Origin of the sequence: Streptomyces sp. NBC_00016 (assembly GCF_045040885.1) — a bacterium.
Classification (GTDB): domain Bacteria; phylum Actinomycetota; class Actinomycetes; order Streptomycetales; family Streptomycetaceae; genus Streptomyces; species Streptomyces coriariae.
In genome coordinates, this window is sequence record NZ_CP108304.1 from 9,390,726 (window position 1) to 9,416,663 (window position 25,938).

21 protein-coding genes and 1 pseudogene are annotated in these 25,938 nt (G+C 71.7%); 13 read left to right on the plus strand and 9 right to left on the minus strand.

Annotated features, from left to right (window positions below):
- Positions 1-5 precede the first annotated feature (5 nt).
- On the minus strand, positions 6-1,694 hold the full coding sequence (gene abc-f, locus OG933_RS41495; protein ID WP_405632380.1) for a ribosomal protection-like ABC-F family protein: 1,689 nt from the start codon (positions 1,692-1,694) through the stop codon (positions 6-8).
- 352 nt (positions 1,695-2,046) lie between these two features.
- On the opposite strand from abc-f, the gene OG933_RS41500 reads away from it, so the two are divergent.
- The 3 genes from OG933_RS41500 (at position 2,047) to OG933_RS41510 (ending at position 7,279) form a co-directional block, all read left to right on the plus strand.
- Positions 2,047-3,234: a glutamate--cysteine ligase gene (locus OG933_RS41500; RefSeq protein ID WP_362526684.1), complete on the plus strand. Its 1,188-nt coding sequence runs from the start codon at positions 2,047-2,049 to the stop codon at positions 3,232-3,234.
- A 98-nt stretch (positions 3,235-3,332) separates the two neighbouring features.
- A complete protein-coding gene (locus OG933_RS41505; protein WP_362526686.1) occupies positions 3,333-5,117 on the plus strand; it encodes an N-acetylglutaminylglutamine amidotransferase in 1,785 nt (594 codons plus the stop codon).
- The gene (locus OG933_RS41510; protein WP_405632384.1) at positions 5,090-7,279 is read left to right on the plus strand and encodes a S9 family peptidase; all 2,190 of its coding nucleotides are present in this window, start codon (positions 5,090-5,092) and stop codon (positions 7,277-7,279) included. The genes OG933_RS41505 and OG933_RS41510 overlap by 28 nt, the downstream gene beginning before the upstream one ends.
- 18 nt (positions 7,280-7,297) lie before the next feature.
- Here the strand turns inward: OG933_RS41510 and OG933_RS41515 are convergent, their stop codons facing one another.
- Positions 7,298-8,014, minus strand: a complete 717-nt coding sequence (locus OG933_RS41515; RefSeq protein WP_362526691.1) for a helix-turn-helix domain-containing protein — start codon at positions 8,012-8,014, stop codon at positions 7,298-7,300.
- Positions 8,015-8,236: 222 nt separating this feature from the next.
- On the opposite strand from OG933_RS41515, the gene OG933_RS41520 reads away from it, so the two are divergent.
- From OG933_RS41520 to OG933_RS41530, 3 genes are read left to right on the plus strand one after another with little or no spacing between them, the layout of a single operon-like run.
- Entirely contained in the window at positions 8,237-8,902 is a 666-nt protein-coding gene (locus OG933_RS41520) for a DUF4097 family beta strand repeat-containing protein (protein WP_405632387.1), read from the plus strand.
- Between the two features lie 12 nt (positions 8,903-8,914).
- A complete protein-coding gene (locus tag OG933_RS41525) occupies positions 8,915-9,877 on the plus strand; it encodes an ATP-binding cassette domain-containing protein (RefSeq protein ID WP_405632389.1) in 963 nt (320 codons plus the stop codon).
- Complete coding sequence (locus OG933_RS41530) at positions 9,874-10,665, plus strand: ABC transporter permease (protein WP_405628548.1); 792 nt, start codon at positions 9,874-9,876, stop codon at positions 10,663-10,665. The genes OG933_RS41525 and OG933_RS41530 overlap by 4 nt, the downstream gene beginning before the upstream one ends.
- 152 nt (positions 10,666-10,817) lie before the next feature.
- On the opposite strand, the gene OG933_RS41535 is transcribed toward OG933_RS41530, so the two are convergent.
- Positions 10,818-11,660 carry a phosphotransferase gene (locus tag OG933_RS41535; protein WP_362533754.1) on the minus strand — a complete coding sequence of 281 codons (843 nt, stop codon included), beginning with the start codon at positions 11,658-11,660 and terminating at the stop codon, positions 10,818-10,820.
- A 133-nt stretch (positions 11,661-11,793) separates the two neighbouring features.
- On the minus strand, positions 11,794-14,958 hold the full coding sequence (locus OG933_RS41540; RefSeq protein WP_405632392.1) for a CHAT domain-containing protein: 3,165 nt from the start codon (positions 14,956-14,958) through the stop codon (positions 11,794-11,796).
- Between the two features lie 136 nt (positions 14,959-15,094).
- Between OG933_RS41540 and OG933_RS41545 the strand changes: the two genes are divergently transcribed.
- Both OG933_RS41545 and OG933_RS41550 read left to right on the plus strand, forming a co-directional pair.
- Complete coding sequence (locus OG933_RS41545) at positions 15,095-15,448, plus strand: hypothetical protein (RefSeq protein WP_362533760.1); 354 nt, start codon at positions 15,095-15,097, stop codon at positions 15,446-15,448.
- Entirely contained in the window at positions 15,445-16,347 is a 903-nt protein-coding gene (locus OG933_RS41550) for a hypothetical protein (RefSeq protein WP_405632394.1), read from the plus strand. Before OG933_RS41545 ends, OG933_RS41550 begins: the two co-directional genes overlap by 4 nt.
- A gap of 82 nt (positions 16,348-16,429) precedes the next feature.
- Here OG933_RS41550 and OG933_RS41555 read toward each other — a convergent pair whose 3' ends face one another.
- Positions 16,430-17,392, minus strand: a complete 963-nt coding sequence (locus tag OG933_RS41555) for a hypothetical protein (protein ID WP_405632397.1) — start codon at positions 17,390-17,392, stop codon at positions 16,430-16,432.
- A gap of 343 nt (positions 17,393-17,735) precedes the next feature.
- Between OG933_RS41555 and OG933_RS41560 the strand changes: the two genes are divergently transcribed.
- The 3 genes from OG933_RS41560 (at position 17,736) to OG933_RS41570 (ending at position 19,324) form a co-directional block, all read left to right on the plus strand.
- On the plus strand, positions 17,736-18,089 hold the full coding sequence (locus OG933_RS41560) for a VOC family protein (protein WP_362533767.1): 354 nt from the start codon (positions 17,736-17,738) through the stop codon (positions 18,087-18,089).
- A gap of 115 nt (positions 18,090-18,204) precedes the next feature.
- Positions 18,205-18,894, plus strand: a complete 690-nt coding sequence (locus OG933_RS41565; RefSeq protein WP_405632399.1) for a M24 family metallopeptidase — start codon at positions 18,205-18,207, stop codon at positions 18,892-18,894.
- Positions 18,895-18,958: 64 nt separating this feature from the next.
- The gene (locus tag OG933_RS41570) at positions 18,959-19,324 is read left to right on the plus strand and encodes a S26 family signal peptidase (protein ID WP_362533773.1); all 366 of its coding nucleotides are present in this window, start codon (positions 18,959-18,961) and stop codon (positions 19,322-19,324) included.
- Positions 19,325-19,406: 82 nt separating this feature from the next.
- Here the strand turns inward: OG933_RS41570 and OG933_RS41575 are convergent, their stop codons facing one another.
- On the minus strand, positions 19,407-20,231 hold the full coding sequence (locus OG933_RS41575) for a class I SAM-dependent methyltransferase (protein WP_405632402.1): 825 nt from the start codon (positions 20,229-20,231) through the stop codon (positions 19,407-19,409).
- Between the two features lie 491 nt (positions 20,232-20,722).
- On the opposite strand from OG933_RS41575, the gene OG933_RS41580 reads away from it, so the two are divergent.
- Positions 20,723-21,169, plus strand: coding sequence for a hypothetical protein (locus tag OG933_RS41580; RefSeq protein ID WP_405632404.1), 447 nt, complete (start codon positions 20,723-20,725; stop codon positions 21,167-21,169).
- Positions 21,170-21,244: 75 nt separating this feature from the next.
- On the opposite strand, the gene OG933_RS41585 is transcribed toward OG933_RS41580, so the two are convergent.
- Together OG933_RS41585 and arsM are read right to left on the minus strand one after the other, a co-directional pair.
- A complete protein-coding gene (locus OG933_RS41585) occupies positions 21,245-21,925 on the minus strand; it encodes a pyridoxamine 5'-phosphate oxidase family protein (protein ID WP_362533782.1) in 681 nt (226 codons plus the stop codon).
- A gap of 455 nt (positions 21,926-22,380) precedes the next feature.
- Positions 22,381-23,319 (minus strand): arsenite methyltransferase, encoded by a 939-nt coding sequence (gene arsM / locus OG933_RS41590; RefSeq protein WP_362533784.1) that lies wholly within the window; start codon positions 23,317-23,319, stop codon positions 22,381-22,383.
- 105 nt (positions 23,320-23,424) lie between these two features.
- Here arsM and OG933_RS41595 point away from each other — a divergent pair.
- Positions 23,425-23,616: pseudogene (locus tag OG933_RS41595) on the plus strand (ArsR/SmtB family transcription factor); the annotation flags it as partial.
- A 130-nt stretch (positions 23,617-23,746) separates the two neighbouring features.
- Here OG933_RS41595 and OG933_RS41600 read toward each other — a convergent pair.
- Entirely contained in the window at positions 23,747-25,909 is a 2,163-nt protein-coding gene (locus OG933_RS41600; protein WP_405632407.1) for an FG-GAP-like repeat-containing protein, read from the minus strand.
- Positions 25,910-25,938: the final 29 nt, after the last annotated feature.

Consider the following 25,938-nt stretch of genomic DNA (forward strand, 5'->3'; position numbering starts at 1 on the left):
GGTCGTCAGTTCCGGCCCTGCTGGTCGGCGGCCATGGGCAGTTCCAGGCGGGGTCCGTGGAAGCGTTCGCGCAGGAGCCGGTCGTGCGTCACCACGACCAGCGTGCCGGTGTAGCGGGCCAGGGCGGCCTCGATCTCTTCCACCAGGGCGGGAGCCAGGTGGTTCGTCGGCTCGTCGAGCAGGAGCAGATCGAGTGGGCCGGCCGTCACGAGCCGGGCCAGTTCGAGCTTGCGGCGCTGTCCGACGGACAGGTTCCGTACGGGAACAGTGAGATCGGCGGCGCGGAACAGGCCGAGCGAGAGGAGGGCGTCGGCGTGTTCGTCGGGCAGGCCGGCCCGGTCGGCCGCGAATGCGGCGAGCAGCGTGCGGGCATCGAAGGCGTCGCCGGGCGCCCTTTGCTGACGGAGGAAGCCGACCCGGCGCGGCCGCCGCACGTTTCCGGCGTCGGGCGTCAGTTCCCCTGCCAGCAACTGGAGAAGGGTGCTCTTGCCGGCACCGTTGGGTCCGGTGACGAGGAGTCGGTCACCCGGGGCGAGTTCCAGGGACGGAACGTACAACCGCCCGGTGACCAGGACGCCTTCCAGGTGCGCTGACGTCGATGTGTCCTCGGCGGTCGGCGTGGCTTCGAGGCGGCCGGTGAACCGCAGGGGCTGCGGAGGCGGCGGCACGGGGTGCTCCGTGAGCCGTTGCAACCGCTCGCGCGCGTTCCGGATGCGGCTCTGTGCGCCGTGTGCCCGCGAGCGCGCCCGAAAGGCGCCGGCACCGCTGAACCCTCTCGGCCCCTTGCTGGGGATCCCGGCCAGCAGCCCGATACCGGAGTCGGCGAGGTGTTCCTGCCGGGCGACCTCGTTGCGCCATTGCTCGTGATCCCACGCCCACCTGGCGCGGGCCGCTGCCTTGGCGGCGAGGAAGCCGGCGTATCCATCGCCGTAGCGCCGTACCGTGCGCCGGTCGTGGTCCACTTCCAGGACGGTGCCGGTGACGGCTTCCAGGAACGCCCGATCGTGCGTGGCCACGACGACCGTGCCCCGATGACGGCGCAGATGTCCTTCGAGCCAGGCCACGGCCTCGTCGTCCAGGTCGTTGGTCGGCTCGTCGAGCAGCAGGAGTTCGGGGGCCGAGGCCAGGGTCGCGGCGAGCGCGAGCCGGGAGCGCTGTCCTCCGGAGAGGGTGCTCAGCACCCGCTCCCGGTCCAGTGGCGCGGGCTCGCCGAGCCGGCGCAAATTCACCTCGACCCGGCGATCCGCTCCGTACCCGTCCCGCGCGTCGAACTCGGCCACCAGCGCGGCGTAGCGCTCGAACTCCGCGGGGCCGGCCGTGCGCAGTGTGGCCTCGGCGACGCGCATACGGTGTTCCAGGGCGCGCAGTTCGCCCAGTACGTGATCCACGGCATCGCCCACGCGCGCCGAACCGGGCAGATCGAGGGTCTGGCGCAGGTGGCCGATCCCGCCCGGTGCGACGACGGTCAGGCGGCCGTCGTCGACCGGCTCCTGTCCTGCGAGCAACCGCAGGAGCGTGGACTTCCCAGAGCCGTTGTCCCCGACGATCCCGACCCTTTCGCCCGGTCGGACGGTGAGAGACACGCGGTCGAGCACCCTGCGGTCGCCGTAGCGCTTGGTCACCTCGGCAAGAGCGATCTGGGACGTGGTGAGAGGAGAGGCGGTGACGGTGGTGTCGACGGGAGCACGGTGCAAGAGCAGTCCTTTGCCGGGCGAGCAGGAACGGGCGGCGAGCAGCGGGAGTGCCGGGCTGCCGGCCGATGAAAACCAAGCTAGACGAGACGGTTCGTCTCGTCAACGAGGAGAGGTGGATTCGACCCCGCCAAGCCTTCGCGACGGCACAGTCGGCGGCCTCGGGCGCGGCCGGACCCCGGATGTCAGCAGCCGTGCGCCTGTCCATCCGTGATTTGCTGGCGTCACATATGCAATGTGTGCTTATAAATCGGCGATCTGGTGACTCGGAGCCCCTCACCTGCCGCAATGCGCGCCGGTGAGGGACCCTTCGCCTGCGGCGAACAGCCGCTTCGCATCACCCCGAGGAGTGACCGTGAGCGTTCGTATCGGAGTGGAGGAGGAGTTCCACGTCCTGGAGGTGGAGAGCGGGCTGCTCGTGCCGCGCGCCAATTCGCTCCTGCGACGCCTCCCGAGGCGTACCTTCACCACCGAGCTGCACCAGTCCACCGTGGAGTCGAACAGCGAGGTGCACACGTCCCTCGACGATCTGTACGCCGACCTCGCCGCGACGAGACGGCAGCTCGACGCGGCCGCCTCTTCGCTGGGCCTCGCGGCGGTGGCCGCAGGCGCGGCGCCACTCGCTCCGGCGGCAGCCGCGCACCCCACCGCCGGAGCGCGCTATCGCCGCATGGTCGAGGACTACCGCACGGTCGCCGACGAGCAGCTCATCTGCGGTGCCCAGGTCCATGTGGACGTTCCCGACCGCGACACGGCGGTGCGGGTGATGTGCGCGGTCTCCGGCTGGCTGCCCGTGCTGCTCGCGCTCTCCGCCAGTTCGCCGTTCTGGCAGGGGGCCGACACCGGGTACGCGAGCTGGCGCACCATGCTCTGGCAGCGCTGGCCCACCGCGGGCCCGGTCGGCTGCTTCGCGAGCGCGGACGAGTACGACGCCACGGTGCGCGACCTCGTCGGGTCCGGGATCATCAGCGACCCGGGGATGATCTATTACGACGTACGCCCCTCCGCGCACCTCCAGACGCTGGAACTGCGCATCTGTGATTCCTGTCCCCGCGCGGAGACCGTCGTGCTCGTCGCCGGACTGTTCCGCGCCCTGGTCACCGAGGCCCGCGAGCGGCTCGGGACGGGCGGTGCCCCCGGCTGCGACGGCCGGCACGAGTGGCTGCGCGGCGCCTCCTGGCGGGCGGCCCGGTCCGGGCTCGAAGGCGGCCTGGTGGATCCCGGGACCCACCAGGAGGCACCCGCCGGGGAGGTCGTGCGCACGCTGCTCACCAGGCTGCGCCCCGCCCTGGAGGCGGACGGCGACTGGGAGACCGTCCGCTCGTTGGCGGAGGAGGCCCTCGCCGCCGGCAGTGCGGCGCGCCGCATGCGCCATGTCGTGGAGGAAGAGGATCTGCTGGCCTGTGTCGACATGCTGATCGCCGAGACCCGTGGCGAACGCACCCCCGGCAGGGCGGCGGCCACCCACCGCGGGAACCCTGCGCAGGCCACCGGTGTGACGGACCCCGCCCAACCGTTCGCGCGACCGCTGACCCGCAGGTGAGTCGCCATGGTCACGGACGAACCATTCCCCTGCGCCGACCGTCCGGTACCCATGTACCGGCGGTCGGCCCACGCCGAACGAAACGGAGGCGGCACATCATGTGCGGTCTGAGCGGGGAGATCCGCTTCGACGGTCACCGACCCGATCTCGCGGCCGTCGAGCGCATGAGCGAGCGGCTCGCCGCCCGTGGTCCCGACGGCCGGGGAGTCTGGACGAGAGGCGCGGTGGCCCTGGGACATCGGCGACTGAAGATCATCGACCTGTCGGACCTCGCGGCGCAGCCGATGACCGACTCCCGCGCCGGGCTCACCGGAGTCTTCAACGGCTGTGTGTACAACTACCGGGAGCTGCGCGAAGAGCTGCGGAGCCTGGGCCACCGGTTCACGACGACATCCGACACCGAGGTGGTGCTGAAGGCCTACCGGCAGTGGGGCACCGCCTGCGTGGAGCGCTTCTACGGCATGTTCGCCTTCGCCCTCGTCGAGCACCGGTCCGGACGCGTGGTGCTGGGGCGCGACCGGCTGGGGATCAAGCCCCTGTACCTGGCACGGACGCCGGGACGGCTGCGGTTCGCGTCCTCCCTGCCCGCCCTTCTCGCCGCCGGCGGTGTGGACACCTCACTCGATCCGGTCGCCGTCCACCAGTACCTGAGCTGGCACGCCACGGTCGCCGCCCCGCGTACCGTCCTCGGCGGTGTGCGCAAGCTCCCGCCGGCCACCGTGCGGATCGTCGAACCGGACGGCACCCATCACGACCACCGCTACTGGCAGCCGTCGTACACGCGCCGGGCCGAGTACGCGGCGATGGGCGCGCACGACTGGCGCGACGCGATGCTGGAGGCGCTGCGTACGGCCGTACGCCGACGGATGGTCTCCGACGTCCAGGTCGGCGTCCTGCTCTCCGGCGGCCTGGACTCCAGCCTGATCGTCGCGCTGCTGGCACAGGCGGGGCAGCGGGACCTGATGACGTTCAGCGTGGGGTTCGAGTCGGAGGGCGGGGAGGAGGGCGACGAGTTCCGGTACTCGGACCTGGTGGCCAGGGAGTTCGGCACCGACCACCGTCGGCTGATGGTGCCCTCCGACCGGGTGTCGACGGCCCTGGACGGTGCCGTCGCGGCGATGAGCGAGCCGATGACCAGCCACGACGTGGTCGCCTTCTATCTGCTGTCCGAGCAGGTTTCCAAGGAGGTGAAGGTCGTGCAGAGCGGACAGGGCGCCGACGAGGTGCTCGCCGGTTACCACTGGTACCCGCGGCTCGCCGAGGCCGCCCGCGCGGACGCGGCCGAGCGGTACGCCGACACGTACTTCGACCGGCCGCACGCCGACCTCACCCGGATCCTGGAACCCGGCATGCTGCCCGGCGACGACGTCTCGGGCCGTTTCGTGCGGGACCACATGGCGGTCCCCGGAGCCGAGACGGCCCTGGACGCGGCCCTGCGTCTGGACACGCACGTGATGCTCGTCGACGACCCGGTCAAGCGGGTCGACAACATGACCATGGCCTGGGGGCTGGAGGCCCGAGTGCCGTTCCTCGACCACGAACTGGTCGAGCTGGCCGCGGCCTGCCCGCCGGAACTCAAGCTGGCCGACGGCGGCAAGGGCGTGCTGAAGGCAGCCGGCCGTCAGCTGCTGCCGCGGGACATCGTCGACCGACCCAAGGGCTACTTCCCGGTCCCGGCGATCAGGCACATGGCGGGCCCCGTCCTGAAGCGGGTACGCGAAGCGCTCGAGGCACCCGAGGCGAGGCGGCGCGGCCTCTTCCAGGAGTCCTACGTGTCCCAGCTCCTCGAGGCGCCCGACGAGCACCGCACCAAACGGGGAGCGAACGCCCTGTGGCAGATAGCGTTGCTGGAGATATGGCTGCAGACGCACGGCATCACGTGAGTGGCGGGCTGAGCGCGGCGGCGGCCCTGGCCGGCGACCCGGTCGCCCCGCCGCCCCCCGACACGCGGGTGGCGGACGCGAGTGGCACCGCCTTCGCGGCCGCCCCGGCCCCGGCGCCGGTCCCCCTGCCCGAGGCGAGCGGTCCGCGGGACGCCGTGACCCGGCTGCGCTCTCACGGCTGCTGGTATCCCTCCGCCAACCCCGACGGCTCCGAGGCGGCCTTCATCTGCGACCGGGGCGGCGTCCCCCAGCTGTGGGCCGGGCCCCTCGCCGGGGGCGAGGTGCACCTCCTCGACTCCTTGCCGGACCCGGTCAAGGAGGTGTCCTGGTCACCGGACGGCCGCTGGATCGCCTACACCACCGCACCGGGCGGTGGCGAGCACACCCGGGTGCTGTGCGTACGACCCGACGGCACCGGCCGCCGCGTGCTGGCCGGGGCCGACCCGGGCCATACCGCCCACCTGGGCTGCTGGGCGCACGACGGCTCGGCCGTCGCCGTCACGCTCGCCGCGCCGGGCGCCGGCACGCCGCAGAACGGGGCGGGACCGGCCCGTGCCGACGCCGCCCTGCCGGCCAACTGGGCCGACAGGGACGGCCGGGCGACACTCCTGGGCGGAACTCCGTACGACACCGCACCGGGAACGGGGCAGACCGTCACGGCGGCCGACGCCCCCGAGCCCCCGGTACCGTCGGTCCGTCCCGACGGAGGGCTGTCGGCCTACCTGATCGACCCCGACGGTCTGGCGTCCCCCGTCCTCCTCGCCACGGAGACGCACGCCGCCACCCTGCGGGTGTGCGACATCAGCCGCGACGGCGGTCTCGTGCTGCTGCGCCGGGGGCCGCGAGGACGGCGCGAGGCCGTCGTCCGGCGCACGGCCGACTCGGCCACCACGTGCACCGTGCCGGTCGCCGACGGAGATCCGTGGATCGGACGGTTCTCACCCGACCGGCGGACGCTGTGGCTGCGCAGCGACGCCGAACGCGAGTACGCGGCACTTCTCGCCGTCGCCCTCGGCACCGACGGCCTGCCGCACGGCACGTCCGTCATGGCGGAACGGCAGGACAGCGACCTCGACCTCCTGGCGTTCTCGCACGACGGCCGCACCGCCGCACTGTCCTGGAACGAACGGGGCGAGAGCCGGCTCGAACTCGTCGAACCCCTCCCGACGCGGCGGGCCCCCTACGGCCCGCTGGCCACGACGACCGTCCCGCTGCCGCACGAGGTCGTCACCCGCGTCGAGAGGGCCGGCCCGCGGGGACTGCTGCCCGCGCTGTCCGGTTCCCAGCGCCGCCCCGGGGTGTGGTGGGCCGCCGAGGGCGTTTCCCTGATGCGTACACCCTGGTCCTCCCGTGACGAGGACGCCACCGCGCCGGACCGCCGGCCCGTACGCCCCGTCCTCCTGCGGCTCACGGCGCGGGACGGGCTGCCCCTGAGCGGCTGGTACTACCGGGCGCCGGGCCGGGCGCCGGGTGACCCGGCGCCCTGCGTGATCCACCTGCACGGCGGTCCGGAAGAGCACGAACGCCCGGTCTTCAGCCCGCTCTACCACGAGTTGACCGGGCGTGGGCTGGACGTCTTCGCTCCCGACGTCCGAGGCTCCTCGGGGCACGGCAGATCGTTCGTCGACGCCGACCTGGGCGCCGGACGCTTCGCCGCGCTGGACGACGTCGCGGACTGCGCGGCCCACGCGGTGCCCGCGGGCCCCGCCGACCCGACCCGACTGGCGGTCATGGGGCGCTCGTACGGCGGTTACCTGACGTTCGCCTCCCTCGTACGGCACCCGGATCTGTTCCGCACCGGCGTCGCCGTCTGCGGTATGTCGGACCTCGCGACCTTCTTCGCCGGTACGGAACCCTGGCTCGCCGAGTCGGCTGCCCACAAGTACGGCCACCCCGAGCGCGACCGCGAACTGCTGCGGGAGCTCTCGCCGATGACCCGCATCGACGCGCTGCGCGTCCCCCTGCTCGCCGTCCACGGCGAACACGACACCAACGTGCCGCCGGGGGAGTCCGAGCAGTTCGTACGGGCGGCGCGCGACCGCGGCATCCCGGCCGAGCTGCTCACCCTGAGGGACGAGGGGCACGACTTCCTGCGCGCGGACAACCGCCGACTGTTCCGCCGAGCCGCCGCGGACTGGCTGGAACGCCACCTGACCGGTTGAACCGCCCGGTCGGCAGCCCTAGGGTGCCTTGGCTTTCGTGTGGAGGACCTCGCGGGCCTGCTCCGCGGCGCGGGTTATGCCCTCGGCGACGAAGTCGACGAAGCGGGCGATGTTCTCGAGGCGGGCGGCGGCCGGGGTGTCGGAGCCGAGGACCCCGACGCCCTGCCGAGCGGCCTCGGCGAGCAGGGCGCTGGACCGGGCACTGGCGATCGTCGACTGATAGAAGACGTCGTCGTCGACGAGGTAGCGCTCGCGGCGGCCTTCGCCCCGTTCCCGGCCGATGAGGCCCTGGCTCTCGAGGAACGCGACCGCCTTGGACACGGACGCCGGGCTGACCTCCAGGCGCTGGACGAGCTCGGACGCGGTGAGGCTGCCCGCGTCGGTGGTGTAGAGGCAGGTCAGCACCCGGGACATCATCTTGGGCAGGCCCTGTCCCATGAGGAGGGTGGTGAACATCTCCTCGTACTCGCGCACGGCCTCGGCGTCCCGTCCGTGGGCCGGCGCGGGCGCCGCTCCCCGGGGAGCGGCCTGCCTGCGCCGGTGGGTGCGGCGTTCGGTCGCGTGGTGGGCCAGGTCGGCGCGGTAGGCGGTGGGGCCGCCGTTGCGCATCACCTCACGCGTGATCGTCGAGGTCGGACGATCGAGACGTCTGGCGATCTCCGCGTAGGCGAGGCCGTCGGCCAGACCCAGCGAGATCTGCTGGCGTTCCTGCTGGGTGAGTCTGCCTCCCGGCATTGCGATCTCCTTCGTGCGCCGTGGTGTCGCCAGCATAGCGTTCACTCCCCATCCATTGCAACGAACGGACATGCTGTCGTTGCATTGAATTCCAAACCATTGCAACGATTTATGGGCTCTGAACTGCAAGTATGTTGATGTAGTGCAACGAAGACGTTGATGGATCAGTGAATGCAACGTAGCTTTTCCGGTGTCAGAAACAACGGACCGAAGGAGAGCACGATGCACAAGTTCGAGACCCCCGCCCCGATCGCCGCCGTCCTCGACATCCCCGCGGGGCGCATCCGGTTCATCGCCGCCGACCGGGCCGACACCACCGTCGAGGTCCTGCCCGCTGACGCCTCGAACAGCCGCGACGTGAAGGCCGCGGAGCAGGCCCGGGTCGAATACGGCGGCGGCGTCCTGCGGATCGAGGCCTCGGCGCAGAACCGGATCCTCGGCAACTCCGGAGCCATCGAGGTGACCATCCAACTGCCCGCCGATTCCTGGGTCGAGGCGAAGGCGGCCAGCGCCGAGTTCCGAGGCGTCGGACGGCTCGGCGACGTCGTCATCGAGGGATCGCACGGCGCGATCAAGCTCGACGAGGCCGCGAGCGCCCGCCTCACCCTGCTCGCCGGTGACGTCGCGGTCGGCCGTCTCAAGGGCCCTGCCGAGATCAGCACCAAGAAGGGCGACATCCGGATCACCGAGGCCGTGCGCGGCACGGTCGTGCTGCGCACCGACGCCGGCGAGGTGTCGGTCGGCGCCGCCCGCGGAGTCTCCGCCTCCCTGGACGCCGGCACCGGCTACGGCCGGGTCGACAACGCGCTCAAGAACACCGACGGCGTCGCCGGCCTGAACATCCACGCGACCACCGCCTACGGCGACATCGTCGCCCGCAGCCTCTGAGGAGCATGCGTCATGACCGACCCGGCCATCGCGGCGAACGGGCTGCGCAAGTCCTACGGCGACAAGACCGTCCTCGACGGCATCGACCTGACCGTCCCCGAAGGAACGGTCTTCTCCCTGCTCGGCCCGAACGGCGCCGGCAAGACCACCGCCGTCAAGATCCTCTCGACCCTCATCTCCCCCGACCACGGATCCGGCGAGATCCGCGTCGGTGGCCACGACCTCGCGGCCGATCCGCGGGCGGTGCGTGCCGCGATCGGTGTCACCGGGCAGTTCTCCGCGGTGGACGGGCTGATCACCGGTGAGGAGAACATGCTCCTCATGGCGGACCTGCACCACCTGTCCAGGGCGGAGGGGCGGCGGGTCGCCGCCGCCCTGCTGGAGCGCTTCGACCTGGTCGAGGCCGCGAAGAAGCCCGCCTCGACCTACTCCGGCGGCATGAAGCGCCGCCTCGACATCGCCATGACCCTCGTCGGCAGCCCGCGGATCATCTTCCTCGACGAGCCGACCACCGGCCTGGACCCACGCTCCCGGCACAACATGTGGCAGATCATCCGCGAACTGGTCTCCGACGGCGTCACCGTCTTCCTCACCACCCAGTACCTGGAAGAGGCCGACGAACTCGCCGACCGCATCGCCGTGCTCAACGACGGCAGGATCGCCGCCGAGGGCAGCGCCGAAGAACTCAAGCGGCTCGTCCCCGGCGGACACGTCCGGCTCCGCTTCGCCGACCCGGCCGCCTACCAGGACGCCGCCTCCACGCTGCGCGAGGCCACCCGCGACGACGAGGCGCTCGCCCTGCAGATCCCCAGCGACGGCAGCCAGCGCGAGCTGCGCTCGATCCTCGACCGCCTCGACACGGCCGGCATCGAGGCCGACGAACTGACCGTGCACACCCCCGACCTCGACGACGTCTTCTTCGCCCTCACCGCCTCCACCACCGTCCCCGGCCAGCCCAAGGAGAACGCCCGATGAGCTCCCTCACCCTCGCCGTACGCGACTCCACCACCATGCTGCGCCGCAACCTCCTGCACGCCCGGCGCTACCCGTCGATGACACTGAACCTGCTGCTCACGCCCGTCATGCTGCTGCTGCTCTTCGTCTACGTCTTCGGCGACGCGATGAGCGCGGGCATCGGCGGCGACGGCGCCGACCGCTCCGCATACATCGCCTACCTCGTACCGGGCCTGCTGCTGATGACCATCGGCTCCACCACGATCGGCACCGCGGTCTCCGTCTCCATGGACATGACCGAGGGCATCATCGCCCGCTTCCGCACCCTGGCGATCCACCGCGGATCCGTGCTCTTCGGACACGTCGTCGGCAGCGTGATCCAATGCGTCATGAGCGTCACCCTCGCCGCAGCCGTCGGAGTCGCCATCGGCTTCCGGTCCACCGACGCCACCCCCCTGGAATGGCTGGCGGCCTTCGCCCTGCTCGTCCTCTTCGCCACCGCCCTCACCTGGATCGCCGTCGGCATGGGCCTGTCCAGCCCCAACGCCGAAGCGGCCAGCAACAACGCCATGCCGCTGATCTTCCTGCCGCTCATCTCCAGCGCCTTCGTCCCGGTCGACGCGATGCCGGGCTGGTTCCAGCCCATCGCCGAGTACCAGCCGTTCACCCCGGCCATCGAAACCCTCCGCGGACTCCTCCTCGGCAGCGAGATCGGCCACAACGCATGGCTCGCCGTCGCCTGGTGCCTCGGACTCACCGCCCTCGGCTACTTCTGGTCCAAGTCACTGTTCGACCGCGACCCGAAGTAGCCGTCGTGACAACGCGGGCCGCCTCCCGCCCCTTGCTCCGCCCGAGGGCGGCGTACTCCGACACCGCGTCGGCGCACGCCGCCCTGTTTGATGGGACAGGCCGTGGCAGGTGAAGTTCCACGGATGGCAAGGCCCAGACCTGGGGCCGGTGTCTACTCGGAGTGACGTCCCGGGGCTGGTCGGTCCAGCAGAGCGGCCGTGAACGCCTCGCGGTGCGTCACGAGCCACTCCTGAATACGGTTCCAACGATGCCAACCGCCACGCTCCGACAGCGCCTGGGTGTAGAGGGGATCACCGGCAGCCACGCGGTCGGCGACGAAGGCCCGGCAGGAAGCGGTGGCCTGCTCGACGACTCCGGGCAGTTCGGCGCGCTCCCGCGGGGAGAGGCCGTAACCGTCGGCGAGGATCCGCAGTCGCGTCAGGGTATCCAGCCCGGCGGGGTAGAGGGCCGCCGCGGACGCGGGGTCGAGCATCGGCACCCAGTAACGGGCGGTCATGGCGACGTCCCACACCGGTCGGCCCGGGGCCGCCAGATCGAAATCGATCAGAGCCGTGGCACTGCCGTCCCGGAAGACGACATTTTCCAGGCACACATCGTTGTGGCACAGCATCGTTCCTCCCTCCGGGTCGGCCAGCGCCCGCGGCCACTTCGCGCGAGCGTCGACCGCGATGGCCGCGCCGGCCTCGTGCAGTCGCCGCAGCAGACCGCCCACCGACCTCAGCGCGGTCTCCGTCATCACCCAGCGAGGAAACGGCGGAAGGGCGACATCGCCGGGGATGTAGGTCAGCTGTTCACGTCCGTCCGCAGTGAGCCGGACCGGGGTCGGAGCCGCGTCGAAGCCGTGCTCCGCGAGCGCGATCAGGTGCGCGTGGAGGGCGCGCGCGGTGCGCGGTGCCGGGCGTTCCACCAGCGCACCGCGACGGAAGACCGCCCCCGCGTTCACCATGCCGCCTGGCAGCGCTTCGCCGTCTGTCGCCTCGCTCTCAGCGGTCATGCCGATCACGCTACCGCCAGGCTTCGTCCCGGCAGACCGGGCCGACCGGGCCCATCGGGCCGCGCAGGTCAACTCCCCACCCGGCCTTGCCGCTTCGGGCACCTGTGCGCCCGCTGGGCCTGCGGGACGGCCGTCAGATGCCGGTGTGCACGTACGCGGCCCACTTCGTGGGGAGCCTCGGGGCCGCGTCCCGCATCGTGCGGATCGTGCGGTGCAGGGCCAGGGCGGGCGTGTCGTCCAGGTGGGCGTAGAACTGCGCCGCCACATCGGCCGCCCGGTGGTCGCCGACCGGCCACCGGGTCGCGATGACGTGCGGGAAGCCCGCCACCATCAGCGAGGAGGCGATGTCCAACGTCTCGTTGTGTGCCGCGGAGCCCGACGCGGCCGTCGAGCAGGCCGAGAGATAGGCGAGTTCGGCATGCTCCAGACGCATCCGGAAGATGTCGGAGACCAGGAGCGGGCGGTCGTGCAGGAGCAGGTGGCTGGTGGACGGGTTGCGGGGGTCGGCGGTGCCGTGGCAGGCGAAGTGCGCCCAGTGGGCGTCCGGCAGTTTCCGCGCCACCGCGTCGAAGGTGGCGTCTGCGCCGGACAACAGGTCCGTCGATCGCACCCGGCGGGCGAAGTGGGCGCGTTCCTCGCGCGTCCGGGTCAGGCTTCCGTAGCCGGGGGCCTCGGAGACCTCCACCACCAAGCCGCGCCTTCGGTCAGGGGATACGGAGGGTCTGGTGCGGGCATGGCGGAGGGCGCGGATGCTCGGGACGTACGAGGAGACCGCGCGGTCCAGGACGCTCACCGCACGCTCGTGATCGCCCGCCGCGTGCACGGGGAGCGTGGCCAGCGGTCCGGTGAGGGCCCACCACACGCGGGGCCATACGGTGTCGGCCGTCCCGTGGTCCGCGTCGTCGGACAACGTGGTCGTGAGGCCGAGGCAGTCCAGGACGGGAGCGGCCAGGACGTCCCAGAGCCAGCCGAGTGTGGCGCGTACCCCTGCCTGCGCCGTGAACCGTTCGGCGGGTGAGCCGGTCTCCGCCGCGGCCACGTCCACGGGGAACTTCGCCGTCCGGGCCGCCAGTTCGTGGCCGGTGAGGCCGGGCAGCCGCAAGGTCCGTACGCCGCCCGCGGTGAGGATCAGGGCGTCCGAGCGTCGCGGTGTGACGTTGACCGAGATGATCGGCCCCGGTCCGGCCACCGGGCGCAGGTCCTGCGCACCGGTCTCGTGGAGGAACCCCTCGAAGCCGGGGAGCGCCCTGATCCGGCGCATTGCGGCATCCCAGTGGGCGTCCGCGGCCCGGCGCCGCGCCGGATCGGCGTCATCGAGCAGGGCGGTCAGCCGGAGCAGTTCACCGTCCAGTCCGGGATCGCCGGTGCGCAGTCTCGCCCGGTCCTCCGGGTGGCTCAGCCGGTGGGCCGCGAGCAGGCCGCGTCCGCGCTCCAGGATCAGCAGCGCATCGCCCGGACGCCCCGCCTCCAGGGTGGCGGCCACCGCCGCCTCCACCAAGTCTCCCTGCCCACTAAGCACTTGACGTTGATCCGCGAGCGGGCGGTAGGGGGAGAGGAGCCGGGGCAGCAGGTTGACGGCGCGCCCGTAGGACGCCGCCGCCTCGCCCCAGTACCCCGCGGCCTCGGCGGTCTCGGCCTGGAAACGGACCGTCCTGAGCTCCTCGGACCCGGACAGCGGTGCGTCCGCCGCGTCGGCGAGGAGGGCGATGGCCTCGTCCAACGCGGCGCCGTCGCCGAACAGTTCGTGCCTGCTGCGCAGACAGCGGGCGAGTCCGACGGCGAGCCTGGCCCTGAGGGCGGGCGTGCCCGTACGCAGTTCCAGGGCGGTGCGCCAGGCCTCCTCCGCCTCGTCCAGCGCCGCCCGGTCGTGCCCGTCGTGCGCCACCGTGCGCAGGGCGTCGCCGAGCAGACGCAGGAGGCCGATCCGATCGGTGATCGCGTCGTCGGGGCAGGACAGGACGGAGCGCAGGATGCCTGCGGCCTCGTCCCGTGCTTCCGGCAGGCCCACCGCCCGGTGCCGGATCATCAGGAGACGGGCCAGGTTGGCCGACTTCTCGCGGCGCATCAGCGCACCCTCCGCGAGGTCGAGGGCGCGACGCTGCACGTCGACGGCCTCCGCGAGATCCTCGGCGCGCAACTCCCGGTCGTAGCGCTGCGACAGCGACATGGCGAGCCCCTGGAGGCAGGAGGAGAGGGCGCCGGGTGCGGCCGTACGGACCGCCCGACGGTGCAGGTCGATCGCCTCGGCGGCCGGACCGCTCTCGCCGGTGAGGCTGTGCTGGAGCTGGAGCGCACCGGCGAGCGCGACGCTGCGCTCCGACCACTGCGCGCCGCCCGCGGGAGCCCTGCTCCGGCACAGCCGGGCCAGCAACACCATGGATTCCGCCGCCGCGACATCCCCGACCCCCTCGGCCCGCAGCTTCAGGGCGGGGATCAGACACCTCTGCGCGGCGTCGAGGAGGTGTCCGAAGCCTTCAGGGAGGGTCTTGGCGTGCTCCATGGCGCGGTTCAGTGTCGCGATCGCGTCGTCCAACTCGGCCATGTCCCCCTCCCGTTCGTAACACCAGGTCAGATAGGTGCCCACGAGCTGGAGATGTCCGTGGTCGCTCTCGATCAGCAGCGCCATGACCTCCGCGGAGAGGCCCGCGACGGAGCTGTCCGCCAACCGCCGCGCCACGGAGTCCCGCAGCCGGCCCACCGCACGGCGCACCTCGCCCACATCCTCGGCGGCCACCGCCTCCACGATGCGCAGACGGCCGACCCCGACGATGATCTCCAGGCCCCGCGGATGCGCGTCGGGCAGTTCGGCCAGCAACGCCTCGAAGCGCTCACGGAACGGCCGCAGACCGCCGAGGTTCCCGTCCAGCGACGGCAACGCGTCCTCCAGCCGTCCGACCTCCGCCACGAAAGCGGCCATGGTCCGCCGCGCTGCCCGCTCCCTGCGGGCGAGCACTCTGCGCAGCCGCACGGGAACAGCACGGGGCTTCACTCGGTGCACCGTCCCGAAGGCGACCTCGGCCAGGCGAAGGAGACGCTGGTCCTCCTCGGGACGACCGGTGCCGATCCGGTACTGGTACCAACCGCACCGACCCAGCACCTCCCACCCGCGAAGCGTCAGCTCGTGCCCACCGTCGACCTCCCCCGGCGAGAGCGGGCCACCGGGCGGCGAGTGAAGGGCCTCCAGCAGATTCCAGGACTCGTGCGCCGCCTCCGCGCACAGCAGCACCGTCGGATTCCGGAGCAGCCGATAGCGCCTGACGCGCCTTTCCAGCGCGGTGACCAGATGCTCCTGGACCACAACTCATCCTTTCGGCTGCCCTGTTCGGGGCTGTTCGGGACTGTTCGTGACGGGGACTCCACTGTCCGTAATTATCATGACGGAGCACGACACCTCGACGACCTGTGCCTGACGACCTGCCGGGAGGCCTCGCCCAGTGCTGCCCGAAACCGACCCCGACCTCGCCGACTTCTGTGCCGGACTGACCCGGTTGCGCAGAGCGATGGGCCAGGAACCGGGCCCGGCCGCCGAGTTGGACGCCGTGCTCGCGGCCGTGCGGGAAGGGCAGCGGGTCGGCCCGCTGCTCTCCCGGCTCGGGATCTCGCCGGACGACGGCGAACACCGCGGCCCCGGGGCCGGTGTCCCGGGCCTTCGAGGCGGTCGCGGTCGCACGGACATGTACGTCTGCCCGGCAGGCCTGTGCGCCCGGGCGGAAGAGCGGATGCCGGGCGGCCGTATTCCCCGTTGCAAGGTGCACGACCGGCCCCTCGAACCGGACGACCGCCCGTGAACGGACTCCTGGGCGAGCTGGGCAAACGCCTCCTCGACAGCTGGATGTCGCGGCTGGCACTGCCCGGTCTGCTGTACATCGCGACCGTGGCGGTCGCCGTACTGGCGGGGCAGGCCGACGCGTTGGACGCCCGGGTGGTGCTGGCCGGCCTCGACCGGTGGGCGGCCGCGCTCGGGGCCGCCCCGGTCATCTCCCAGATCGGTGCCGCGGCGGGTGTGGCCCTCGCCTCGCTCGCCGCCGGGCTGGCGGTACGCGCCGCCGCCCCGCTGGTGGAGGCCTGCTGGACCGGCCACTGGCCCGGCTGGGCCCGCCGGCTGGAGGCTCACCGCATCGCAGCCAGGGAGGCCGAATGGGAGCGGGCGCACCGGGAGTTCGTCGCGCTGCGCAACATCGGGGAGGACGGCCGGACCCCGCAGGAGGAACGCGAGCTGGCGCGGTGGGCCGAGGCACGGAACGCCATCGCGCTCGCCAGGCCGTCCCGCCCGACCCACATGGGTGACCGGGTCGCCGCGGTAGAGACCCGGGTGCACCACGAGTACGGCATCGATCTGGTGTCGGCGTGGCCCCGGCTGTGGCTGGTGCTGACGGATGCGGAGCGCGGCGAAGTCGTCGCAGCCCGGGGCCTGTTCGACGCGAAGGTGGTCCAGGCCGCCTGGGCGTGCGGCTATCTGCTGGTGGCACTCGTGTGGTGGCCCGCGGCTGTGGTGGGTCTCGTGGTGGGGGCGTCGGCATGGTGGGACGGGCGGACCGCGATCACCGAGTACGCCGATCTCGTGGAGTCCGTCGTGGACCTGCGCCGCCGGGAACTGGCGGTGGCGGCCGGGGTACTGGGGGAGGGGGCGACCTGGGAGGACGGCACCGGGCGGGCGCTCGGCCGACTGTTCCGAAAGGGGGCGTAGTCGCCCCGGCGCGGACCGGTGCCGTCGGTGTGACGCGGCGCGGAGGGCCGAGTTTGTCGGGCCGCCACGGGGCCGGCCGGGCTCAGCGGTCCTCGGGCGCCTCGAACTCGTCGAGCATCCTCGTCAGCATCGCGGAGAAGGGCTGCGAGGCCGCCAACGTCAGTTCCGCCGGTCCTCCGGCGCCGGAGGACATGCCGAGCGTGATCTCCTCCGCCCTGTCGTCGTGCCACCAGTACAGGGTCTCGTCGAGCGAGTCGCTCGCCGCACCGCTCCGGCGCAGCATCGCCGGGATGCGCTCCCGCATCGTCTGCATGACCACGACGGTGTCGGCGTCCCGTACGACGTGGAAACACAGCACGTTCGGCAACGGGATCATCACCACCGCGCCGAAACGCAGCGGATCCTTGGCCACCTCGGGCAACCGCAGCAGCTGCGCCGACGCATCCGTTCCCCCGGTCAGCACCGTGATGGGCTGCTCGCCCCGCAGCCGGTACCGGCACCCTCGCAGGTTGTGCAGCGCCATGGCCCACAACTCCGCGGTGTCCACGGAGAGACGGGCGAGGTCGGCCACCTTGACCCGGGGCCAGTCGAGCTCGGCGCGACCGTCCTTGTCCCGCACGACCATGGCGAGTTGCGCGACGAGACCGGCGCCGAGGTGTCTCTCCACCGACCGGTCCCGTTGCCCGGATTCTTTTCGGCGCGCGATCCTGGGGACCAGGCGGCCGCGGAGCCCCTCGACACCCTCTCCGAGGAGCTGCTGCCGGATCTGCTCGGCCTCTGCCTCCTGCCGATCGCAGAATTCGGTCAGTCCGGCCACCAGGAGCTCGTCCGCGATCAGCTTGGGCCAGCCGAACTCCGGCCTGCTGCGTGCCAGTTCGGCCAGCGGCCGGAGGTCCACCCGGGCGGGGCCGAGCGCTCTTGCCACGTCCTCGCTGATGACCAGCCGCGCGATGCCCGCCGCTTCGTCGAACTCCTGTGGGCTGTTGTGCTGTGCGAGCCCCTGCCTGACGCATTTCCTGAACTGGCCCCACTGCCGGGACGTCATCCACGCGCACCACGCGGGTGGCGCGGAGCTACGGCCGAACATCCTCACGTTCCCTCCCCGATCCGAACTGCCACCTTGCCCGGCAAGGTCGCCGCAGGGTCGGCGCTTCTCGCCGACTTCCCCCGTACGGATCTGAGGCGAGAGGGAGTTCGACAGCGGTGGCAGGACAAGGAATCGGGCAACTGGCCGCCGCCTGGGCCGCCCGGCACTTGCCCGATCACGCCATTGCGGTCACCTCCGCCCTCGGCCGCGCTCCGGCCCTGCCCGCACCGGTGACACGGGGGTGAAGAGGGCGGTGGTGTGGTGCCGGGCCGCCCCATCGGCGGCCTGGCAAGATGGCGGCATGGAACGTGTGCTTGGAATCGGTGGGTACTTCCTGCGGGCTGCCGACCCGGCGGCGCTGAGCGCCTGGTATCGCGACTGCCTGGGCCTGGACGCCGATGAGAACGGCCTGTGGCGTCAGGAAGCCGGGCCTACCGTGTTCGCGACGTTCGAGTCCGGAACCGACTACTTCGGGTCCCGCACCCAGCAGACCATGCTCAACTTCCGGGTCCGCGACCTGGACGCGATGCTCGCGCAATTGCGTGCCGGGGGAACGGACGTGACCGAGGAAACGCAGGACATGGAGGGCGTCGGCCGTTTCGGCTGGGTCACCGACCCCGAGGGCAATCGGATCGAGCTGTGGCAGCCCGCCTGACCGCGCCACGCTGACGCCGTCGCCGATTCCGGGTGGCGTTCGCCGGCACGGAGTCGTTCCCCGTCGAAGGATTCTGGGTTGCCGAAGATCGATCCCTGCTTCTACGGTCGGCTCCATGGCGGACGACGAGACCACGCGCGCGGCACGACTGCTGGACGCGCAGGCGAAGGCCGCACGGCTCTTCGCGGAGATCGACAAGCGCGGGCTGGTGGCACCCGGCCAGGGGGAGCGGGCGGTCAGTGACCGCGTCCGTGACCTGGCGAACGAGCTCTTCGGCACCACCCGGCACTGGCACAAGCGGATCGTCCGCTCCGGCCCGAACACGCTGGCGCCGTACAAGGAGAACCCGCCGGACCGGGTGATCGGCGCGGACGACATCGTCTTCGCCGACTTCGGGCCGATCTTCGAGGAGTACGAGGCCGACTTCGGCCGCACCTTCGTCCTCGGGGACGACCCGGTGAAGCGGCGGCTCCGGGACGACCTGCCGAAGGTCTTCGAGGCCGGCAAGCGGTTCTTCGAGAGCGACCCGGACATCACCGGGAAGGCGCTGTACGCCGAGGTCGAGCGGCTGGCCGCCGGCTTCGGGTGGGAACTGGGCGGCTGGCACGCCGGGCACCTGGTGGGGGAGTTCCCGCACGAGAAGATCGACGGCGCGGACCCGGAGTCGTACATCACCCCCGCCAACGACACCCCGCTGCGGCGCACCGACAAGGCCGACCGTCACTGCCACTGGATCCTCGAGATCCACCTCGTCGACCGCGAACACGGCTTCGGCGGCTTCCACGAGGAACTGCTCACCCTCTGACCCGACCCGACCCGACCGAAATAATTCGGTGGGGTCATGACGGGAGAACTGCCACGATCACCTCATGGGTGCGTTGGATGCAGTGGCGAGCCGGGTTGCCGGAGGCGCCACCGTGGTGTTCCGGCCCAGCGGCTCTTCGATGGTCCCGCTGATACGCAGTCGGCAGCAGACCGTCGTCGCTCCCGTCGATCCGTCGAAGTTGGACGTCGGGGACATCGTCCTGGCCCGTGTCTCCGGGACGGTCTACCTGCACCTGGTGTCGGCCTTGGACCCCGCCAGGAAGCGGGTTCAGATCAGCAACAACCGTGGCCACGTCAACGGCTGGACCGGCTACGACCGTGTCTTCGGTATTTGCGTGGCAGTCGACGGCGTCACCCGGTCGGGAGCCGCAGGCAAGGCGCTCGCGACCGACTCCGACGACTCCTCCTGAACCTGCCGCTCCAGCGGCATCGGGCCGTCGGACCACGCGCATGGCTGAAGGAGTACGCGTCCCGCGAGAGTCCGGCGGGTTGTCACGGACCCTCCTCGGGTTTCCACCCCCAGGCGGTGAGCATGCCGGCGGACAGCGCGGCGCATTCGGCGGAGTCCACGTAGCGGACCGCCTCGTCGACGGCCGTGTCGTCGACGAGACCGGTGGCGAGCATCGCCGCTCGGCTCCGCTCCCAGGTGTCCGCCCAGAAGCGGCTGATGGGGCTGCCCGGCAGCAGCGGCGGCACATGGATCTCGGCGGCGACGGCATCGAGCCCCGCCTCACGCAGCAGGTGAGGGTACGACGGCACCCAGGAGACGTCGGTGCCGATGGTGGCCCGCAGGCCTTGCCACATCGCCCGCATGACAGTGCTGTACGGCGTGCCGGGCGTCCGGTCGCTCGTGAGGTCGACCGCGTCGCTGAGCACCAGCACACCACCGGGCGCGACGAGTTCGGCCAACGCGGTGATCAGGCGGTCGCGTTCGGGCAGGTGCATCAGCACGAAGCGGGCGTGGACGAGCGAGAAGACGCCGGGGAGGGCGTCCGGCGCGCTGATGTCGGCTTCCAGCACGTCGAGCCCGGGCACGGGCCGAGCGCCGAGGAAGCGGACGTCGCGGTCCACGGCGAGCACGCTCGCCACCCCGGCCTCCTCCAGCAGCCGGCGGGAGACCGTGCCGGTGCCGGCCCCGACGTCGAGGCAGTGCCACCCCGGGCCGACCCCGAGGGCCCGCAGTCGCGCCATGGTGGTGTCGTCGTAGGCGAGGGCGCCGAAGTCGATGCGCTCGCCCTCACCTGCCTGTTCGGGACGGAAGACGGCCTCGCCGTAGCGGCCGCCGCCCGGCGCGCCCTGGCGCGGGGCGCCGCTCACGTCGCGATCGGCGTGACGTCGGAGGTGCGGACCGAGACACGTGCCGATGCCCGGTCGGCAGGCGGCCGGCGCAACGGTTCGTCGAACAGGTTCATGGCCGGACCTCTTCACACGGTGGGGGGCGGTGTCGGGCGGCCCGTCCCGAGGCCGCCACCCCACCGATCTTCTCCGGACGGCAGCCCGCACAACCGAGGCGCGCCGCGCCTGAGCCGATCGGCCGCGGGAAGGCGCGCCGCACGACGCCGAACGCCGGCATGTCACCGACCGGCCGTGATGCGGCGTCCTCCCGCTCCGCGCCGGCGCGGCGGACCACGGCGCACGGGTCCCGTACCGCAGGCATGCCGCCCGGGCGGAGCCGGCGACACGCCCGACTGTCACATCCCCGTGGCGGCCCTGTCACAGGGCCCCGCCGAAATCCCCCCTGAGCGGCCATCGCCCGTCCTGACCATGGCACCATGCCCTTTTTGGCACCACCGTCCAGGGGGGACACCATGCGCACCAGCGCAACCATCGCCACCGCTGCTCTGCTCCTCGCCGCGCTCACCGCCTGCTCCTCGTCCGAGGAGACACCGGCCGCGAGCGACAGCGGGACACCCGCCGCCGAGCCCACGGTCAGCGTTCCCGCGGACCACGAGGGCGACGACCTCAAGGCCGCCGTCGCCGTCTACACCGCCGCGTACTTCGCCGCCGACACCGATACCGCGTACGCCATGCTGTCCGCGCGCTGCGCGAAGGAGATCACCAAGGACGCGTACGCCGGCGTCGTACAGCAGGCGAAGACGGACTACGGGCCCGACCACGCGGCGACGGACGTGCAGGCCGACGTGTCGGGGGACCTCGGCCGGGCCACCTACAAGGTGGAGGGCCTGCCCAAGTTCGATCAGACGAAGCAGCCGTGGGCGTTGGAGGGCGACGCCTGGAAGTACGACGCCTGCTGACGGAGCGCGGAGCACGGAGCACGACGGCAAGTCCCGCCGGACGAGGCCTCGCCCTGCGCCGAGTCCGTCCGCCGATCACCCGAGACGAGTGCCGCTGCGGGACCCGATGTGGTCGGGCGGTTCGCTGCCGGCCGGGAGCAGGGGGTCGGTCTCGGGTTCGCCCCAGGTCGAGACCAGGGGAAGGACACCGGCCCAGATCCCGAGGGCGGCGTCGGGTCCGTCCCCGTCGTCGGGCCCGCCCGTGCGTATCTTGACCGACGCTTCCTCGAGCGAGAGGGCGAGCAGGACCGTCGCCGCCAGTTCCTTGCGGTTCGGTCGGCGTGCGTAGTCCCACTGTGCCGGTGCGGCCTGTTCGGTCAGGCAGCGCAGCCCTTCGAGCTTCTCCTCCGGATCCGTGACCAGGCGCGGCACGCCGTAGATCATCGCGCTGCGGTAGTTCACGCCGTGCTCGAACACCGACCGGGCGAGGACGAGACCGTCGATGTGCGTGACCGTGACGCACACCGTTGCCCGGGGCGAGGCGATCAGGCTTCGGCCGGCCACCGATCCGTGGAAATAGAGGTTCCGTCGGTCGTTCCCGTAGACGGTGGGAACGACCATCGGGTGCCCGTCGACGACCACCCCGAGGTGGCAGACGAAGCCCGCGTCAAGGATCGCTTCGAGTGCGCCACGGTCCAGGCTGCCCTGCTCCCGCAGGCGACGGTGACGGGTGCGGTCGGTGTTCGGCAGGGTGGGAGGGAGAGGGCTGTGGGTCACGTCGGTCCTTTCGCTGCGTGCGCAGACAGAAGCTACCGATATCGTCGCTTCATCGCCAGGTATCAACTGGATCAGTTTTCATGGGTCATGAACGCAACTGAAATCGAAGCATAGGTGACGTGAGGTCGGTGGGCGTAGGGTTCCGCATGAAAGCGTTGATCGCTGCCGTCTTCTTCTTCTGCGGTGAAGGCGGCGAGGAGCGTCGCGTCCTGTACGCGGACTCCGAAGGGGGTGCGGCGCTGGTGGCGATCGGCCTGCCCGAACTCCTACGGCTCCTGCTGGTCGTCCCCTGGTGGCGCGACTGTCGGCTGTTCTCGGTGGAGGAGAGTCGTCGGCTGGCGGCCCGACTACCTGGAGGACATGCCGGACCTCGACGCCCGGCGGGACCGTGCCGCCACGGCCCGGCAGTACCCGGGCGGGCTCACCGGGCCTTGCGCAGAAGGTGGATCCGCCGCCTATTCCTGCGTCGGCGCCGCGGGAGACGATGTCGTGCCGTCCGCACCGTTCCGGCAGGCGCATCCAGAGGCGGTCTTGGCCTCGGTGACGGTCAGCGCGGCATCGACAGCGGACTCGGCCGGGGTGCAGCAGGCGTCGACGCCGCAGCACGCGTCAGCCGACTCCGCCGTCTCGGTGGGGAGTTCGGCCGTCACCGGCTTGGTGGCGTGGACGATCGCGGAGTGCAAGCCGTCCGAGACCGAGTGGGTCGGGGTGATCCTGACGTCGGTGAACCCGGCTGCCTCGAGGCCGGCGCGGTACTCGGCGAAGGAGAGCGCGCCCGCGATGCATCCGGCGTAGTCACCGCGTTCGGCCCGCTGGTCGGGGGTGAGGGTGTCGTCGGCGACGACATCGGAGACGCCGATCCGGCCGCCGGGCTTGAGTACGCGGAAGGTCTCGGCGAACACGGCCGGCTTGTCGACGGACAGGTTGATCACGCAGTTCGAGATCACCACGTCGATGGTGTCGGCCGGGAGCGGGATGGCCTCGATGGTGCCCTTGAGGAACTCCACGTTCGTCGCGCCCGCCTTCCGCGCGTTGGCCAGGGCCAGGGAGAGCATCTCCTCGGTCATGTCCAGCCCGTACGCCTTGCCGGCCGGACCGACGCGGCGGGCGGAGAGCAGGACGTCGATGCCGCCGCCGGAACCGAGGTCGAGGACGCGCTCGCCCTCGCGCAGCTCGGCGACGGCGGTGGGGTTGCCGCAGCCGAGGGAGGCGGCCACCGCCTCGGCCGGCAGGGTGTCGCGCTCGTCGGCGGCGTACAGGGTGGAGCCGAAGTTCTCGTCCACCTCGATGGGCTCGGGGCCGCAGCACGCGGAGCCGCCCTCGGTGACGCTCACGGCTGCCGCGGCGTATCGCCGACGGACGGTTTCGCGCAGGGCGGTGGTCTGTTCGCTCATGAGGCACTCCTGGGTGACGGGGCGTGGCGGCGCCCCGGAACGGCCTGTATTGATGTTCGTTGATGCAAGCTTGTGCCTTGGATCGAAAAACGTCAACATAGAGGAATGTCGAAACAGGGGCTTGGGGTCTTCGGCCAGGACACCACCTGCTGCCAGGGTCTCGCCGGCCCCCTCGACGAGGAGCGCGCCGCGGAGCCGGCCAAGGTGTTCAAGGCGCTGGGGGACCCGGTACGGCTGCGGCTGCTGTCGATGATCGCCTCGCGCGGGGAGGGCGGCGAGATCTGCGTCTGCGAGGTGCCCTGGGAACCGAAGGAAGCGTTCCGTGCGCTCGCCAGCCGTATAGGCGCTATAGGGCGCTGTGAGGCGCGCACGGGGCGCGAGGGGCAGGGCGGCGCCCGCTCGGCAGCCGTCGGTGCTGCCCTAAGCCCTACGACAGTGCGCCGTAGTTCTGCCAGCCGGAGGCGAGGGTGTAAGTGGCGCTGAAAGTGCCGTCGCCCCAGCCCTTGTTGCGCAGCAGCCTGCCGTCGGTGGTCCGGGAGACCAGGTCGGGGAAACCGTCGCCGGTGACATCGCCGACCGCGACGATCGCGTTGCGGTCGACGCCCCAGTCCCGGAACACCAGCGTCCGCGGCTTGAAGCCGCCCGTGCCGTTGCCGTCGTAGCGCCACAGCTCGCCGCCGGCGTCCCGCGCGATGAGGTCGCCGATGCCGTCGCCGGTCACGTCGGCGGCGCCGACGACGGTGTAGCCCTTCCACCCGGTACCGATGCGCACACCCGGGTCCAGAGCGCCGTGGGCGTTGGACTTGTACAGGTAGAGGTAGCCGGTCGTGGTCTGGCGGGCCAGCAGGTCGGGGTGGTGGTCACCGGTGAAGTCGTCGGCGGCGACGACGGTGTCGAAGCCGTTCCAGCCGGAACCGACCAGCGTGCGCTCGGCGTCGGGCAGGAAGATGCCGGTGCAGCCGCCGGAGTGCCGGTACAGCTTGCCGTCGGTGGTCCTGCTGAGCATGTCGGAGCAGCCGTCGCCGGTCATGTCACCGACGGGGACGAAGCGCGTGCCGGGGCTCCAGCCCGACCAGCCCCGGGAGTCGGTCAGCCTGCCGTCGGCGAACCGGTGGGCTTCGAGCAGGCCGCCGCCGGTCATCGTGTACAGCTCGCCGTAGCCGTCGGTGTCGGCGTCGTGGAAGGCGGACCGGCCACCGGAAAGCAGGAAACTCCCGGTCGGGAGGGTGCGGACGGCGCCGCCGTCGCCCGGGTCCACGGTCATGGTCCAGTGGTAGCGGCCGCTCACCGCCTTCGCGCCCGCGTCGTCCTTGCCGTCCCAGGAGGCGCGGACGGCGGCGCCCTCGTGGGAGCTGCCGGTGAGGGTGCGGACGGTGGTGCCGTACGCGTCCTTGATGGTGAGCTTCCAGGACGCGGGCGGGCGGGTGAACCGCCAGCTGCTCTCCCACAGCCGGTCACTCGCCGCGCGCAGGTCCACCGTGGGGTCGGCGCGCCAGTCGAACAGGCTGATCCGTGACCGCGGCACCGTCACCGGCCGGATGTGGATCATCTGCTCGCCGTCGACGTAGGCCACATGGCCGCCGTACCGGTCGACGGTGAGCATGCCGACCCAGGCCCCCTCGGGGGCCGTGAAGAACGGGGAGGTGGCGGCAGGGTGGCCCCCGCCGAGGTGGAAGTCGGTGAGCGTCACCCTCCGCCCGTCCTCGGACTGCTGGACCAGATAGCCGTCGCCGACCTCGGCGGGCAGCGCACCGGGGACGGGGATGTTCTTGCCGGTGCTGTTGTCCCACACCCCGGCCCTGTCGGACGCGGAGCAGCGCCAGTACAGCCACCGCCCCACCGCCTGTAGGTCGTCGGGGACGCAGCCGGAGCCGAGCGCCAGGTTCGCCGTGCTCGCCTTGGTGACCAGGTCGTACGAGTTGACCGTGCCGACGGTGCTGCCCGGCTTCCAGATCTTCGTGCCCCAGATCGACACCGCGGTGACCGAGCGGGTGTGGACCTGCCCCGGGTAGGACACGCCCGGGGCGAAGGAGCCGATGCGCTGCACGCCCTCGTCGTCGACCGCGACATACGAACCGCCGGCCGCCACCACATGGTCCGGTGACTCCCAGTCGAACGTGCCGAGCCCGAGCTCGCTCTGGGGAGCCCCGCCGCCCAGGGCTTCCTGGCCCCCGAACGGCGTCATGAAGCCGACCCGGCCGTCGCCGAGCGCCCACAGCTTGGAGTAGAACCCGCTGCACGTGTACTCCGCGGGGTCGACGCCCTCGCACGGGTAGTTCGTCCAGACCTGGGGTACCGCGAGCTGCCGGGGCCCCGGCTGTGGGGTGCCGACGGCCGGGAGGTCGAACTCCCACAGCCCGCGTGCGGTCTCGGGGTCCGCCGTCCCCAGCACGCTGAGCTTTCCACCGCCCAGCGCGAGGGTCTCGACATAGGCCTTGAGGTCGCCCCTGGTGCCGAACGGGACCACTATCTCGTCGTCGGCCGCCGGCGCAGCCGTTGCCGGCGCCGGGGAGAGGCCGAGGCCACCGACCGCCAGCGCGACGGCGGTCCCGATCGTGAGCGAGGTGTGTCTGATCGCGCGAGTGGTCATGTCAGCCCCCTGGGTGACGAGGAGTCCCG

Excerpts from the sequence above, each read along its gene's own strand:
- OG933_RS41600 (WP_405632407.1), bottom strand. The coding sequence starts at position 25,909 with ATGACCACTCGCGCGATCAGACACACCTCGCTCACGATCGGGACCGCC.
- OG933_RS41525 (WP_405632389.1), top strand. The coding sequence starts at position 8,915 with ATGACCGACCCGGCCATCGCGGCGAACGGGCTGCGCAAGTCCTACGGC.
- OG933_RS41580 (WP_405632404.1), top strand. The coding sequence starts at position 20,723 with ATGCGCACCAGCGCAACCATCGCCACCGCTGCTCTGCTCCTCGCCGCG.
- OG933_RS41530 (WP_405628548.1), top strand. The coding sequence starts at position 9,874 with ATGAGCTCCCTCACCCTCGCCGTACGCGACTCCACCACCATGCTGCGC.
- OG933_RS41565 (WP_405632399.1), top strand. The coding sequence starts at position 18,205 with ATGGCGGACGACGAGACCACGCGCGCGGCACGACTGCTGGACGCGCAG.
- OG933_RS41570 (WP_362533773.1), top strand. The coding sequence starts at position 18,959 with ATGGGTGCGTTGGATGCAGTGGCGAGCCGGGTTGCCGGAGGCGCCACC.
- OG933_RS41510 (WP_405632384.1), top strand. The coding sequence starts at position 5,090 with ATGGCTGCAGACGCACGGCATCACGTGAGTGGCGGGCTGAGCGCGGCG.
- OG933_RS41515 (WP_362526691.1), bottom strand. The coding sequence starts at position 8,014 with ATGCCGGGAGGCAGACTCACCCAGCAGGAACGCCAGCAGATCTCGCTG.
- OG933_RS41505 (WP_362526686.1), top strand. The coding sequence starts at position 3,333 with ATGTGCGGTCTGAGCGGGGAGATCCGCTTCGACGGTCACCGACCCGAT.
- OG933_RS41535 (WP_362533754.1), bottom strand. The coding sequence starts at position 11,660 with ATGACCGCTGAGAGCGAGGCGACAGACGGCGAAGCGCTGCCAGGCGGC.
- arsM (WP_362533784.1), bottom strand. The coding sequence starts at position 23,319 with ATGAGCGAACAGACCACCGCCCTGCGCGAAACCGTCCGTCGGCGATAC.
- OG933_RS41560 (WP_362533767.1), top strand. The coding sequence starts at position 17,736 with ATGGAACGTGTGCTTGGAATCGGTGGGTACTTCCTGCGGGCTGCCGAC.
- OG933_RS41555 (WP_405632397.1), bottom strand. The coding sequence starts at position 17,392 with ATGACGTCCCGGCAGTGGGGCCAGTTCAGGAAATGCGTCAGGCAGGGG.
- OG933_RS41520 (WP_405632387.1), top strand. The coding sequence starts at position 8,237 with ATGCACAAGTTCGAGACCCCCGCCCCGATCGCCGCCGTCCTCGACATC.